Here is a 14,522-nt window from a genome sequence, read left to right on the forward strand (position 1 = left end):
CCAGGGAAATGACGATGGAGGTTCCGATGTTTCACGGCGTAGTCGAAGGCACTGGCTTTAAAGTGCTCGACCCGCGGTTTTCCGGCTGCCTGATCGGTCATGCCCGCGTCGAGCGGCTGTGGACGGGCGCGCGCTGGTCGGAGGGGCCGGCCTGGTTTGCGGCGGGGCGCTATCTCGTATGGTCCGACATCCCGAACAACCGCATGCTGCGCTACGATGACTGCGATGGCTCAGTCTCCGTCTTCCGCCAGCCGTCGAACAATTCCAACGGCAACACGGTCGATCCGCAGGGCCGCCTCGTCTCCTGCGAGCATGGCGCTAGGCGCGTGACGCGCACCGAACATGACGGGTCCATCCGCGTCATCGCCGACCGCTACAAGGGCAAGCGCTTCAACTCGCCCAATGACGCCGTGGTGAAGTCGGACGGATCGATCTGGTTCACCGATCCGCCCTATGGAATTCTCTTCGACTATGAAGGCGGACGCGCCGAGAGCGAGATCGGGGCATGCCATGTCTACCGCGCCGACCCCGACACCGGCGATGTCACGATCGTGGCCGATGATTTCGTGAAGCCCAACGGCCTCGCCTTCTCCGCCGACGAAAGATATCTCTACGTCGCCGACACCGGCATCACGCATATGGAGAACGGGCCCAAGCACATCCGCAAGCTGGAGGTCCACAAGGATGGCCGAACGCTGGGCGCTTCCACGCTGTTTGCCGATTGCACGGCAGGGCTCTTCGACGGCTTTCGCGTGGACGAGGCCGGCCGCATCTGGACCAGCGCCGCCGATGGCGTTCATTGCTACGATCCCGACGGCACGCTGATCGGCAAGATTCTCATTCCCGAACTCGTCGCCAACGTGTGCTTCGGCGGCGCCAAGCTCAACCGGCTGTTCATCTGCGGAACGACATCGCTGTACTCGGTGTTCCTGGCGATCAACGGGCTCAACCGCTGGGATCAGTAGTCCTTCTCGTAGTAGACTCCGATCCGCGAGGAGCGGTCCGAATCCACCGAGCCGCGGAGCTTGACGTTCGGCGTGGCCGAAAGGTCGATGTTGACGCGCGTGGTGTTCGACTTGGTCGTCTGCTCGACGCCGACCGACAGGCGGTCATTGATCTGCCTTGCAACGCCGACCTGGGTCTCGCCCTTCTCGGAAGTGCCGACCGTGAACTCGAGTCCCATAGCGGCTTGCAGGCCGCTCAGAATGCCGCCGTCTCCGCCGCCTGTCACGGTCGCCACATAGCTCGCGATCTGGGCGATCTGGATGGGCGAGAGTTCCAGCATCGAACTGTTGAAGATCAGCCGTGCCAGGGCCTCTTCCTCCGGCATCTGCGGCACGGAGGTGACCTTGATCGAGGGTTCGCTGGCGTGGCCCGTGACAGCCAGCGTGATCGTCGCGTCGGTGCGGCGGGAGACCGCGACGAAGTTGATGAGCGGATCGAAGTTGCGGTCAAAGGTGAGGCTGCCGCGCTCGAAGTCGAGATTGCGGGCGGGCAGCGCGAGGCGACCGCGCAGCATCTCGAAGGAGCCTTGAGCGCCGAGATTGTTGAGGGGGCCGAACACGCGCAGGCCGCCCGTCAGCACCACATTGAGCCCGCGGCCACTGACCGAGATCGGATCGAGCGCGCGGAGCGTCAGATCAACCCGAAGGCTGGAGCCGCCGCCTTGCCGGAATCGTTCCAGTTCCTTCGCCTGCCGCCGCACAGGTGCTGGCGCGCGGATATGCTTCACGTCGTCGGGCTTGATGGCGCTTCGCGGCAACTCGCTGAGCGTGATCTTGGTGTCGCGCAGGCCCACCTCCCCTGTGACGGTTGGACCGCCGCGCAGAGGTCCGCTGATCGAAAGATCGGCATTGTAGCGTGACGTGACGAAGCTGCCATCGGAGTAGATGCCGTCCTTGATGCTCACCCGCAGGTCGGCATTCAGGCTGGCATCGAGCGAAATCGTTCCGCTGGCGGACACCGTACCCTTGCGGCCGGTCTTGCCAGTGAGCGACACGATGCGGATGACATTGCCGCCGATGCTGGCGCGGCCCTGCGCGTCCCGTACCGTGAACTGCCCTGCGGTGTCGCCGATGACGCCCTTGGCCAGCGCAATTTCGCCGTCGATGGCGGGCTTGGCCAGAGGGCCAGCGATGCGGAGATCAAAGGAGACATTGCCCTCGGCCCGCAAGCCGTTCTCCGCGAGCCGGTCATTGAAAAGCCTGCTGCCGGCCTTGCCCTTCAGCTTCATGTCGATGGTGGAGCGGGCGAGATCGGCCTTGCCGTCAGCGGTGATGGACAGATCGGTTCCGCCATCAGCCTTCAGGGTTGCAGTGATCGTCTGGCCGGAAATGGTGCCATTGGCAGAGGCGGTCAACGGCTTGATCCGAAGCCCCTCCAGCGCCGATGCCGTGAGGCCTGTCACGCTCAGCTTGTACTGGCCCTGGAGCGCCTCGAAACTGCCCTTGAGTGTCGCATCGCCTGACAGGGTTCCACGCAAGCCCGGCACCCGCGCAAGCGACTCGAACGCGCCAAGCGGAAGCGCTGAGATGCCGGCCCGCAGATCGAGGCTCGGCGACATGCGGCCCGCGAGCTTCACCGTGCCCTTGCCCACATTCAGCGTGGCGCTGTCGATGCTGACGCCATCATTCGTCTGGCGCATCACGAAAGGCGCCGCTGCCTTGAATGCCGTGCCGCGCAGCTTGCCCGAGAGGCGCGCGAGCGTGATGGTGGTGCTGTCCTTCGCCATGACCACATCGGCCTCGGCATCGGCCGAAAGATCGCGGCCCTTTACGCTTGCGGTGGTGCGCCAGCCATCCGCGCCATTGGGTTCGGCCTTGATTGTGGCCGTATCGAAAAGCTGCGATCCGATGCGAAGCTTTCCGAAGGTGGCGGAGCCTGAAGGCTGGGGCTGATCGAAGAGGCCGGTAATCGTGACGGAGCCTTCGGCTTTGCCCGCCGCGAAGCCGCCGCTGGCGATATCCCGGCCGGTGAAGGTGATGGCCGTCTTGTGGCCAGCACCGCCGCCTGTCATGTCGATGCCGCCGGCCATCGCGCCCGACAGGTCGAGCAGCAGAAGCGGACCGACGTCGCGGAGATCGGGCGCATCGAAGGTGATCTTGCCCGTCGGATGTCCGGCCGCGGGCCAGACCAGCGATCCCGACGCGCGTGCCGATCCGGAACTGGCATTGAAGTCACGGAGGATCGTGGCCCCCGTGGCATCGGTGTCGAAGGAGCCGTGGATGCCGACCGGCCGTCCGCCCAGCGTGCCGCTCATGCTGATGTCGCCTTGCGGGCGCCCATCGCTGAAGGTGATGCGGGCCACGAACTTCGGCGCGTCGAGATCCTTGTTCAGCAGCCGCACGTTCTCGCCCGCACCGTCGAGCGCGGCATCGAGTGCCGACCATGGCCCCTTGAGGCTTGCATCGAAGCTTGCCTGGCCGCCAATGCCGTTGCGCAGCACGCCGAGATCGGGAAGTGACACCGACAGTGAAAGATCGGCGGTCTTGCCATCGGCCCGGCCAGTGGAATTGACCGTTATTGCAGGGCTGCTGAAACGGAGATCCTCAAGCGAGAACCCATCCGGGCCGCCACCCGTGATGTGTGCGCTCGCTGCGACCTGCCCGTCGAGAAGCTTGTCGAGGAGCGCAGCCCCTGTCGCGGGGCTGTCCGTGCGCGCCGTGACGTTCAGGTCGTAGTTTCCACCGAACGGATTGATCGTGCCCGTGGCCTCCACCGTCGATGTTCCGATGGACAGGCTCGCGGACGCGATGCCGAGCAAACCATCGGCGCGCCAGTCGCCCGAGACTGAACCTGACAGAGGACCAGTGAGAGCCGGTGGCAAGCTGCCGTCGCGGCCCTGCCCCACTTCGCCATTAAGCGAACCGCTGAAGGTGACCGGCGCCGCGGCAGTGGCGATCAGGCCGTGTCCTTCAAGCCGGGCGCTGAAGGGCTTGAGAGCAATGCGGTCGGAGGCAAGGTCGGCCCAGTCAATCGTGATGCGCCAGTCGGGCGACTTCAGCGATCCGGTTACAGTGATGCCCGCTTTCAATCCCGCGATGCTGGCCTTGCCCAGCGAACCCGTTTCGGGAAGGTCGAAAAGCGCCTCGGCATTCTTCGCCGCGATTTCCGCCACGAGGTTGCTGGTCTCGCCCTCCCAATCGGCGAGCCCGGACAGGTTGAAGCGGAAGGCCTCGTTGTCGAGGCTGATGTGGTCGATGTCAGCCGTGGCGCTGTTGGCAGGCAGGCGCGCGGAGGCAGAAAGCCTGGAGGTGCCGCCGAAGGTCTGTTCCAGCGAGGGCGGAAGGACTTGCGCCATTGCGCCTCCTCCCTCGACCGTGATCGTCTGGCCAGCGGCATCGGTGACACCGGCGGCGTCACCGTCGAAAACCCGCGCCTTGTCGAGATCGAGACTGAAAGTGGCCTTCCAGTCCGCATATGTGCCCGCGGCTTCGAGTGCGAGATCGACCGAAGGATCGCCCCGCAGGCTGAGCAGATTGGCAAGGATGCCATCGGCTTCCTCGGAGAAGCTGACCGAGGCCTGAACGTTCCTCGTGCGCGGGTCGAGCGCCAGCTTGAGCCGAAGATCGCCTATCTTGCCGTCAAGCCGCGAGGCGGTCAGGTCGGCCAGGATCTGCACGGGCTCGGCCGTGATTTCGCCGGAGCCGACGAGTCTCAATTCCACATCCTGCCCCAGCACGGGCTGGTCGATCTGCAGCGTGGCGATCTCAAGCTGCTTGATCGCCGCGGCAGTGAGGTCCTGCAATTCCTGTGGAGCAGAAACACTTCCTTCGGGCGTGCGTGGCATGCGGAGCACATGCACGCGCGCCGCCCTGAGCGATGTCACCTCAAGCTGCTTGCCGAAGAGCGAGAGCGGCCGCCACACGAGCGACAGGTTCTCGATAACGAGCCATGCGTCCTCGCCATCCCTCACCTCGACACGGCCAACCGTCACGTCGCCCGTCAGCGAGATGCTGGTGTCCTGGATGCTGAGGCTGCGGCCCTCTGCGCTCAACACGCTTTCGAGAAGCCGCTCGACAAAGCCATTGGCGCTTTGCTCCTGCGCCTGTGCGGGAAGCGCTGTCAGAAGCAGCAGGATGAGAGCGAGGATGCGGGTCATCAGAAGCTCTGCCCTATGCCGAAGTAGATCGCGAAATCCGGATCGTCCGGACGGGGATTGATGGGGATCGCGGCATCGAGCCTGATCGGGCCGACAGCCGTATAGTAGCGGAGACCGAGACCGACGGACCAGCGGAACTCCTCGTCGCCGCCGAAAAGAGACTTCTCGGCCACATAGCCGCCGTCGACGAAGGGCACGATGCCGATCGTGTCGGTCACGTTGATCCGCGCCTCGAGCGAACCATCGACGCGCGACAGTCCGCCGGTTGGGCCATAGCCCGGAATGCGCGGGCCAATGTCCAGATATTCATAGCCGCGCACCGAGCCGCCGCCGCCCGCATAGAAGCGGCGGTGGGCCGGAACGTCCTCGAGATCGGCGCCGCCGATGCTCCCCACGCGGCCGCGGGCCGCCAGCACGAAGCGCTCGTTTTCGTCGAGCGCCCGGTAGAGCCGCAACTCGCTGTCGCCCGTCACATACATGGCGGGCTCGTCGGTCACATAGTCGGGTTCGGCCAGAAGCCGCAGATAGAAGCCGGAGGTGGGGTTCAGGGTGTCGTTGCGCGTGTCATAGGTGGCAGTGAACGGCGCACTCAGGATCGAGTAGTATTTTCCATTGTAGTAGTCCTCGACATAGGAATAGTCATAGGACACGCTTCCTGCCAGCGTGAGCTGGTCGTTCCATCTGTAGGACAGGCCGGTCTCGATCACGCCGCCGCGCCGGAAGTATGGATTGGTGTCCTCCTGCAGGACCATGCCCTTCACCAGCCAGTCGACGCGCGGCCCGTAGATGCCCGGTTTGTCGAACTGGAAACCCGCCCGCCAGTTGTAGGTATCGAAATTGTTGTAGGAGTCGGAGGTCACCTCGCGGCCTGCCTCCATCTCGATCCGCAGCTTTTCACCTTCTCCGAACAGGTTGCGATGGAGCCAGAAGAACTCGCCGCCCGGACCGTCGGTACTGGAATAGTAAGCGCCCACGCCCAGAGTCCGCGCCTTGCGCTCGGAGACTTCGATCACGATGGGCACGCCGCCATCGGCATCGAGGGTTTCGGCGGGGCGCACGATGGCGCTGCCCAGCGCATCGATGCGCGCGAGATTCTTCCGCGCCTGTTCGAGAATGTCGGGGCTGTAGATCTCGCCCGTCGGAATGTCCGCTTGGCGCTCGATGAAGGCCGGGTCGAGCTGGTCCGCACCCGTCACCTCCACAGCGCCGATTGCTGCCTGCGGACCAGGCGCCACCACCAGTGTGACATCGACCGTGCTCGCCGCGTGGTCTGCGATGATATCCTGGCTCTCGATCTTCGCGTATGGGTGTCCGTCGCGCTCCGAGGCGATGACGAGTTCCTGCGCTGCCTTGCGGATGATGATGGACGTCGCCTTCGCGCCCGACACCAGTCCGGCCGCCGCAATGGCTTCCGCCCCTCCGCCATCCGGCATGCCGGCGATTGCGATGGTGCCGAAGCTGAACACCGGTCCGGGATCGACGCTGATGGAGACCGGGACCGTCGCTCCGCCATCGGCGAAGGTGTCGCTGACCGAAATGTCCTCGATGTGCCGGCCCGCAATGTCGATGCGCACGACGGCGCCGAAATAGCCCTCTTCGTAGAGCCTGCCGACCAGATTGGCCTGATCGTCGCGGGCGCGCTGCAAGAGACCCACCGTGCCCGATGGCGGGTTGCCCTTCCGGGCGATGAGCAGCGAGGACTGCTTCAGGTCATCGAGGAGATCCCGGTTGTCGACTGTCAAGGTCAGTTCGGGTTCATACGCCACGGGATCGACGACGGCATCGTTGGGGTCTGCGGTCTTCTCGCCCCAGAGGTGAACGCCGAACAGTTCGAAGGCTCTGGCAGGCGCCGGCTGCACGGCAAGGCAAGCAACAGCCAGCGCAACCGCACTGCCACGCCTCCATCTGCTCCATGCCTGCATTCCACTCATTCGCAACTGACCTGCTGGTTCCCTCTGACATCAGTTTCTAGCGGCATGGGACGGCAATCTCAAATGTTACCTGCCCGGCCCGCTAAGCTCATGACGTTGACCGAGAAAATCGCAAGTCAAAACACCTCCATCCATGGCATCGCGTCATTCGGGGCAGCGGGGCTGAACCTCCACTGGCAAGCCGTCTCGCGCCGTGCCAAATACCAAAGCTGACATGACGATCTCGCTGTACAGCTTCATCCCGCTTATGACACTTCTGGTGCATCTGGCCTTTGCGGCCCGCGCCATCCTGCGGCCGCACAGGGAACCCGCCTCGCGCATCGCATGGGTGGTCGTCATCCTCATTCTTCCCGTGGTCGGTATCGGCGGCTATCTTCTGTTCGGCGAAACCAATGTCGGATCACGCCGGCGGAGGAGCGAGGCGGCGGCCTTGCGGGAACTGCCAGCCCCGGCCGCAGCGCCTGGCATCGGCGCGATTGCCTCTCCGCCCGAAATCGCCCCGCGCTTTGCGGCCCTGGCCAGAACCGCGCTTTCGGTCAACGGCTTCGCCGCAGCAGGCGGCAACAGCGTGGGGCTGATGGCCGACTCCAATGCGGCCATCGCGCGGATGGTCGAGGACATCGACCGCGCGCGCGAAACAGTCCATGTCTGTTTCTACATCTGGCTCACCGATAACAACGGCCTCAAGGTCATCGAGGCCCTGAAGCGTGCCGCGGCGCGCGGTGTGGTCTGCAGGATCATTGCGGACAGCCTCGGCTCACGCGGTCTCATCGGGTCGCCGGAGTGGCGCGGGATGGAAAGGGCGGGAGTCAAGACTGTCGCGGCGCTCCGCGTCGGCAATCCCCTGTTTCATCTGCTGACCGGGCGCATCGACTTGCGCAACCACCGCAAGATCGTGGTGATCGACAACCGCATTACCTATTGCGGCAGCCAGAACTGCGCCGATCCGGAGTTCCGCGTGAAGGCCCGCTTCGCACCGTGGGTCGATGTCATGTTGCGGTTCGAAGGCCCGGTGGCGCGGCAGAACCAATTCCTGTTCGCCACGCACTGGATGGCGTCGGTGCAAGAGAACCTCTCGCCCTTGCTGCTTGCGCCGCTTCCCGAGACGGCGGGCAGCGTGATTGCGCAAGTGGTGGGCACGGGCCCAACGGCACGGCCGTCGGCCATGCCCGAGATGTTCGCCTCGGTCATTTACGCGGCCAAGCTCGAACTGATCGTCACCACGCCCTACTATGTGCCCGACGAGTTCCTGCAGGCGTCGCTTTGCGCCAGCGCGCGGCGCGGCGTCGATACGATCCTCATCCTGCCGCTCCGCAACGACTCCCGCTTCGTCGCCGTGGCGAGCCAGAGCTATTACCGCGATCTTCTGGAAGCGGGCGTGCGCCTCATGGCCTACAGGGACGGGTTGCTGCACGCCAAGACCATGACGGTGGACGGCCAGGTTGCTCTTGTCGGCTCGGCCAATCTCGACCGGCGCAGCTTCGAACTCAACTACGAAAACAATGTGCTGATCGTGGACGCCGCCACGGCCAACGTGTTGAGGGACCGCCAGATGAGCTACATCGCGGCATCGCAGGACATCACGCTCGCCGATGTCGAAAGCTGGTCCACCTTCCGGCGCTTCCTGAACAACGCGGCCGCGATGATGGGGCCGCTTCTCTAGCGCATTGGGCGAGCAAGTGGAATCACTTGCGACGCGGAAAATGCGCCAGATTCAAAGCTTTCGAGCAACTTACCGGCGGTCATTTGACCGCCGGTTGCTCTAGGTCTGCCAACGCTCACACAGGCGGGCTCACCCTGCACTGTTCGGCCACTCGCGGAAAAGAACGGAAACGAGCGTGTGCGTTCTCCGCGTTCTTCGCGGCTTTCACAGGGCGGCATTCTGATGGCGTTGTGAAATCACGGTGCCAAAACAACGTCACCACCTGTGATTGACATTGCTCGACGAAATCATAATGTATTCCCAAGGGTAAACCAGATGGCACGCCAATCGAGACCGCCGGAACATGCCCCAACACTGCGCCGCTTGTTCCATTGAACTCATGATGGATATGACACATGGATACCTACGGCTGGGACGTGGTGGTGGCTTGCGCGGTCGAAAGGCTCAATGCTCTCCTGAAGTTGCAATTCACCAGCACTCCAGCAACGCTCTCATATTCCGATCCATCCAGCCAGACCACACTGCAGGCGACGTTTGATCCCTGGCGCATCGTGGCGGGTGGCTCCGACCGGAAACTTCACATCGAAATGCCTATCAAGACGGGCAGCCTCGATAGCCCTTTCGTTTCGGCGAAACTCGATGGCGTGGTGGTGCTGGCTTCGGTCGAACTCGACTTCGTGAGTAACGCGGCGGGAACTGCTTCCAACCTCACGTTCAACTTCTCGAGCGTCGCCTCGCAGGCCGGCGATCCCACGAAGGGCAGCATCTACATCGTCAATCCGGATACCTCCGGTGTGTTGCTGAAGCAGGACCCGACAAAGACCGCGGCAACGGCGCTACATGACTTCATCCCGCTCTGCCTGATCGCCAGCAAGGCCTCGCTCAACTATGTGTTCACGACGCTGAACCTCACACCGGCAGGGGCTGGATCGTGGCTGACACCGCATAGTCCGGCCTATGTGTTCGTCGCGGGGTCGGGCGGCACTGCAGGGTATCTCGCAGTCCTCAGCATGGTGAGCGCTGCAGCCGCCGTGCCCTCGGCGCGCGACGTCGATCCCGGGCTGTGCACCGCCAACAGCGACATCGCGATTGCCTATGCGGGTCCCGTCTTCCTGCAGAACGTGATCATGGGTCAACTGCCCTCTTCCTTCACTGGAGCGATCGCACAGAATTTCCAGATGAGCGGCGGCAAGATCAACAACAATGGCCCGCTCCTTTGCAAGCCGGTCCGGTGGGGGCTGACTGACTATACGCCAGTACTCGTCTCGATGGTGGTCGGCATTTCCGCCTCGAACATCACATCGGCGGCGACCGGCATCTTCGACATCACCGGCCTCAAGGATTCCTATGTGACGTTCAGCGCTTCAGTCTCGCTTTCCTGCAGCTACGATGCGGCCTCGGGCAAGCTTAGCCTGACGCCGACAGCGGCTCCCGTCACCAATCACGACACCCACATCCCATGGTGGATCTATGTCCTTGCTGCACCAGCAATGCTGACGGTCGCAGGCCCCATCGTGATCGTCATCGTCGACGCCGTCATCGGTGGCGTCACAGCGTCCGTCTCGAATTCGGTGTCGAACAATGCGGGCAACCTGGCGCTCGGTGACTGGTCGGCACAAGCCATCGTGTTCCCCGGAGCCGACAAATGGAGCGTCACGGAAGCCGCGCTTTCGGACGCCTTCTACATGCGGTGCAATCTCCACAGCTGAACAAGACCGCGGCATCTTTCATACAGGACGAGGACATCATGGCGATACCGACAGACATCTCCTTGCAAGGCTGGGATACCGCGAACGTGACGACCTTCGATGTCGTCAACACGGCGATTGCAACGCAGGCGGCAACGCCCAAGACGTTTGCGGGCACGCCGGCAGATCTTCAGGCCATTCCGACCGTGTCCGGAAACTGGACTGCATGGAGCATCGTTCCGGGAGGATCAGGCGGCACGCTCAGGATGAAGTTGCCGATTGCATCCGGAACGGCAACATTCTCGACGCCCGTCAAGGGATCGCAGGCGCTGGCAGCCGCGAACAGCCAGACGGTGACCATCAGCAACAATGGCCTGACAGCCACAGGCGGGGCCACGGGCATCCAGAGTGCGCTTGCCATCATCGGCGCCACAGCCGGCAAGTTCTATTTCGAGATCACCATGGGTTCGGGCGTCAATTTCAATGCCCAGATCGGTGTGGCTGCAAGTGCCGGCGCAACGCGCGACTTCGGCGATGATCCCCTGGGCTACGCCTACCGCTCGAGCGGGTACATGCTCAATGGCGGCAACGTCTATGGCCTCGCGGCAAACGGCAGTATCGTTCAGAACAGGACAAACCCCGCCACGACCTGGGAAGCAGCGGGCGATGTGGCCGGGATCGCCGTCGACCTCGACGCGCGCAAGGTCTGGTTCCGGGGCAAGGACGGCGCATGGCTGGGTGCGGGTGCTGATCCCGTGGCGGGCAAGAACCCGGCTTTCACGCTCCCCGCCAGCATCGAGATGTTTCCCGCCGTCGGTGTCGCCAACAGAGACTCGATCACTGCCAATTTCGGCGACACACCGTTCAAGCATGCGGTGCCCGCTGGCTTCAGGGGCGGATGGAGAAGCGTGACCGTTTCCACCGTCAAGCTCGACGGCAGCGAGATCAATGCCGATGTCACTCTCAAGGCGGTGGCCGCCGGCGGCAAGACGACGGTCGTGCCCGACAGCTCGGGCGCCGCCGCGGGAACGGCCGTGACCGTCACCAGCCTGACGATACCGGCGAGCATTGCCCATACCCAGCACCAGCTCAACGAGATGATGCTGGCTTTCGACGACGTGCTCAACGGCAGCATCGACCAGTTCAAGACAGTGTTCGCCAGCATCGATGAAGCAACCCCGATGGCGACGGGCAATCTTGCCTGGATGAGCCCGACGGCGGTTGCCTACGCGGTGGCGGACAGTACCGCCGGCGGAGCGGGCCTCTTCGCGCTGCTGGCGATGACCGCCAGCCGGAGTGCTGGTGCGAACCCGCAGCAAATCGCTCCGGAGATCATCGTCAGTTTGCCGAAGGGCGCCAATTCCGTTCTCGCGATCAGCGGCGAACGCTTCATATCGCAGATCCTGTTCACCAGCGCCCAGACCATAATGGCCAACTCGAAGGGAGGAGACTTCGAGATCGATGGCCTCGGCATGGTGATCACCAACAAGAATGCCTTGCCATGGCGGCAGGTCAAGCTGCCCGATGGCAATACCATCACCCCCAGCGTGCCAGCCAAGGGGTTGCGGATCGAGGTCATCGGCAACCAGATCGTTGTCACCTTCACCGGCGTGACATTCGATGTGCCGGGCTGGAGATTTGGCGGCAAGGACATCGCCACCTTCGGATTCAAGCAATACTTCTACCTCTCGCTTGAACAGCGTGCCGACAAGAAGAACGTGCTTGTGGTGAAGAACCAGGACCCGGATGGGCCGGCGACCGACGACGCCCCCAACATCAAGGATTTCGTGATCGCATACAACCTGGACCCGACCGCCATCTCCAATCAGGAGACCCTGGAATGGACGGCGATCGGCCTTGCCATCTTCACTGTGCTTGACGTCGCCTATGTGGCGGGTGCCTGGGTTTACCGGAGCCGCCAGCTGGCAAGCGATATCGACAGCGCAGCCGCGGCCGGGAACGGCCAGGTTCAGGTTCAAGGCACGGAGTTGAAGCCTTATGCGCCGAGTTCCAACGCAGGAAAATGGATTGCCCCCAATGGCTCCGAATATGACAGCACAGAGTCTGTCATGAGGGAAATCGTTTATGACGCCTCGCTTCCCGCTCAACGTGGTGGAATGTGCTCATTTGGAGAGTTGGCCACGATCACCAAGGTGGCGATCGTGGGAGGCGTGGTGACCGCACTTGGCGCGGGCATCGCCGGTGGACTGGCCGGCACGAAGGAATTCGCCCGCTACACGAGCGGCGAGGTGGATACGCTGAGGGACGCCCTCACCTTCGACTATTTCCTCGACCAGGTTCTGGCCGCCTACACCTGGCCCGGTACGAAGACATGGACTCTCAAGGGTGCAAGGCTGGCCAAGAGCCTCCTCATCTATGGCGAAATGAAATGATCGCTGACCTTCCGCACGACTGACACCATCGGCACCTCAAGGAGACGCACGGCATGGGACGCGAGATCAATCTTCAGGGCTGGGACACGGCGAATGTCGTGACCGATGACGTGCTCAACGCCGCCATCGCGGGCCAGGGGACGACACCGAAGACATTCGACAACACCGACCCCAGCACAGGGGCTTCCATCACAGGCGTGTGGGGGCCCTGGCAGAAGACCAGCCTGCGCACCGGCGAAATGGTCTCCTTCATGTGTCCCATCGTGTCGGGCACGGGCGCGGAAGATTCAGGCAAGACGGTCGATCTCGCCAAGGCCTCGCTGAACATCGAGATCACGCTCAAGACCCTCGACGACCAGGCCAGCGCCTTTATCGACAAGACCGCGACGACGCCTGCCAAGACCGCGCCCGCGCGCATCCTGATTGCGAACGACCAGTCGACGTCGACCAACCCCGCCGTGACCGTCATCAGCATCGTTCCGGCGAGCCTCCGCAACAGTTTCCAGTTCATGTTCGAGGACTGGTTCAACGCCCACATCGGCAGTTTCAAGCACATCTTCCACGCCATCATGTTGGACGAAACGGCGGCCAAGGCGGATTTCCAGTGGCTGAAACCCACCGACATCTCCTACGCGGCGGCCACCACCACGGACGGCAAGACCAGCGTGTTCGCAGCGCTGTGCGCGACCGACGGCGACCCGATCGCCAAGCTGTCCCAGCAGATCGATCCGGCGGCTGTCGAGAACCTGCCAGCGGGCTGCAATTGCGTGCTCGCCATCAGCGGCGAGAAATTCGCCGAACACATCCTGAAGCCTGGCGCGCAGAGCGTCCTGAAGGGATCGCAACTCGCCGACTTCGACATCATCGGAGATGGCCTGGTCGTCACCAACAACAAGGACCTGGACTGGATCGGCATGACGCTCGTTGACGGGACGGTCGTGACGCCGCGTGTGCCGAAGGGTAACTTCCGGATCAGCGTGGTTGAGGACCAGATCGAGCTCGAGTTCACCCAGATGACCTTCACGCATGCGCTGATGGTGGGCAATGACGATTTCACCCTGAGCTTCCGGCAGTACCTCAAGATATCGCTCGGCAAGAACGCCAATGGCGAACAGGTACTGGTGCCGGACTTCGCCTACCAGACCGTCAATGGAAACAAGGTCCCAATCTATGTCGACAAGCCGGTGATCACGGTCACGCCGGACCAGCAGGCAGTGGATTTCGAAAGGACGATGGGGATAGTGGCCATTGCCTTGTCGGTGCTGCCGCTCGGCTGCGGAATTTTCAAGGCGGGGTCATGGGCCATTTCCAACGCGCCAGCAGCAACGGCCATCGTGGGACGCCTCACCGGCTTGTGGAGCACGGGCAGTGCGATGTTCGACATCGCCATCGATGGCGCCGAAGTCGCCCAGTTGAGCGAGGCCGCCATCGACGGATCCGACAATGCCGCGGCACTTGCGGCCTTCGATGCCGGAACGCCCGTCCGCGCCGAGTTCTCGACGCTGGTCAACCGGATCGCGACCTGTAGCGGGGTTTGGGCGGCAATCGCGGGCGGGCTCGCCGCGGTCGTGAAACTGCAGACCGACGGCGACTACGACATCCGGAGCGCGCCATCCCTCGATACGTTTCTCGCCAACGTGCTCGGCGCATCGAAATGGCCCGGTGCCGACAACTGGGACCTCAAGGACGCCGAACTCGCGCAGAGCCTGCTGCTCTACGGGCATCTGCAGTCGACCTGAAAGGACA

7 protein-coding genes are annotated in these 14,522 nt (G+C 63.2%); 5 read left to right on the forward strand and 2 right to left on the reverse strand.

The annotated features are described in order from the left end of the window. The first annotated feature begins 26 nt into the window (after positions 1–26). Positions 27–965: an SMP-30/gluconolactonase/LRE family protein gene (locus tag ACEW8Q_RS14610; RefSeq protein WP_373504783.1), complete on the forward strand. Its 939-nt coding sequence runs from the start codon at positions 27–29 to the stop codon at positions 963–965. Here the strand turns inward: ACEW8Q_RS14610 and ACEW8Q_RS14615 are convergent. Then, positions 959–5,101: a translocation/assembly module TamB domain-containing protein gene (locus tag ACEW8Q_RS14615; RefSeq protein WP_373504784.1), complete on the reverse strand. Its 4,143-nt coding sequence runs from the start codon at positions 5,099–5,101 to the stop codon at positions 959–961. The two genes, ACEW8Q_RS14610 and ACEW8Q_RS14615, sit on opposite strands and share 7 nt — an antisense overlap. Then, on the reverse strand, positions 5,101–7,032 hold the full coding sequence (locus tag ACEW8Q_RS14620; RefSeq protein WP_373504785.1) for an autotransporter assembly complex family protein: 1,932 nt from the start codon (positions 7,030–7,032) through the stop codon (positions 5,101–5,103). The genes ACEW8Q_RS14615 and ACEW8Q_RS14620 overlap by 1 nt, the downstream gene beginning before the upstream one ends. 214 nt (positions 7,033–7,246) lie before the next feature. On the opposite strand from ACEW8Q_RS14620, the gene cls reads away from it, so the two are divergent. From cls to ACEW8Q_RS14640, 4 genes are all read left to right on the forward strand, one after another. Further along, positions 7,247–8,695, forward strand: coding sequence for a cardiolipin synthase (gene cls / locus ACEW8Q_RS14625; protein WP_373504786.1), 1,449 nt, complete (start codon positions 7,247–7,249; stop codon positions 8,693–8,695). A 395-nt stretch (positions 8,696–9,090) separates the two neighbouring features. Continuing rightward, on the forward strand, positions 9,091–10,404 hold the full coding sequence (locus ACEW8Q_RS14630) for a TULIP family P47-like protein (protein WP_373504787.1): 1,314 nt from the start codon (positions 9,091–9,093) through the stop codon (positions 10,402–10,404). A 38-nt stretch (positions 10,405–10,442) separates the two neighbouring features. Continuing rightward, positions 10,443–12,776: a TULIP family P47-like protein gene (locus ACEW8Q_RS14635; protein ID WP_373504788.1), complete on the forward strand. Its 2,334-nt coding sequence runs from the start codon at positions 10,443–10,445 to the stop codon at positions 12,774–12,776. Between the two features lie 53 nt (positions 12,777–12,829). Further along, positions 12,830–14,515, forward strand: a complete 1,686-nt coding sequence (locus ACEW8Q_RS14640; protein WP_373504789.1) for a TULIP family P47-like protein — start codon at positions 12,830–12,832, stop codon at positions 14,513–14,515. Positions 14,516–14,522 lie beyond the last annotated feature (7 nt).

It is taken from the genome of Aestuariivirga sp., assembly GCF_041738905.1.
In the GTDB taxonomy this organism is placed as follows: domain Bacteria; phylum Pseudomonadota; class Alphaproteobacteria; order Rhizobiales; family Aestuariivirgaceae; genus Aestuariivirga.

What these genes read in the sequence shown, in the direction of transcription:
- ACEW8Q_RS14640 (WP_373504789.1), top strand. Translation starts at nt 12,830, where the DNA reads ATGGGACGCGAGATCAATCTTCAGGGCTGGGACACGGCGAATGTCGTG.
- ACEW8Q_RS14615 (WP_373504784.1), bottom strand. Translation starts at nt 5,101, where the DNA reads ATGACCCGCATCCTCGCTCTCATCCTGCTGCTTCTGACAGCGCTTCCC.
- ACEW8Q_RS14635 (WP_373504788.1), top strand. Translation starts at nt 10,443, where the DNA reads ATGGCGATACCGACAGACATCTCCTTGCAAGGCTGGGATACCGCGAAC.
- ACEW8Q_RS14630 (WP_373504787.1), top strand. Translation starts at nt 9,091, where the DNA reads ATGGATACCTACGGCTGGGACGTGGTGGTGGCTTGCGCGGTCGAAAGG.
- ACEW8Q_RS14610 (WP_373504783.1), top strand. Translation starts at nt 27, where the DNA reads ATGTTTCACGGCGTAGTCGAAGGCACTGGCTTTAAAGTGCTCGACCCG.
- ACEW8Q_RS14620 (WP_373504785.1), bottom strand. Translation starts at nt 7,032, where the DNA reads ATGAGTGGAATGCAGGCATGGAGCAGATGGAGGCGTGGCAGTGCGGTT.
- cls (WP_373504786.1), top strand. Translation starts at nt 7,247, where the DNA reads ATGACGATCTCGCTGTACAGCTTCATCCCGCTTATGACACTTCTGGTG.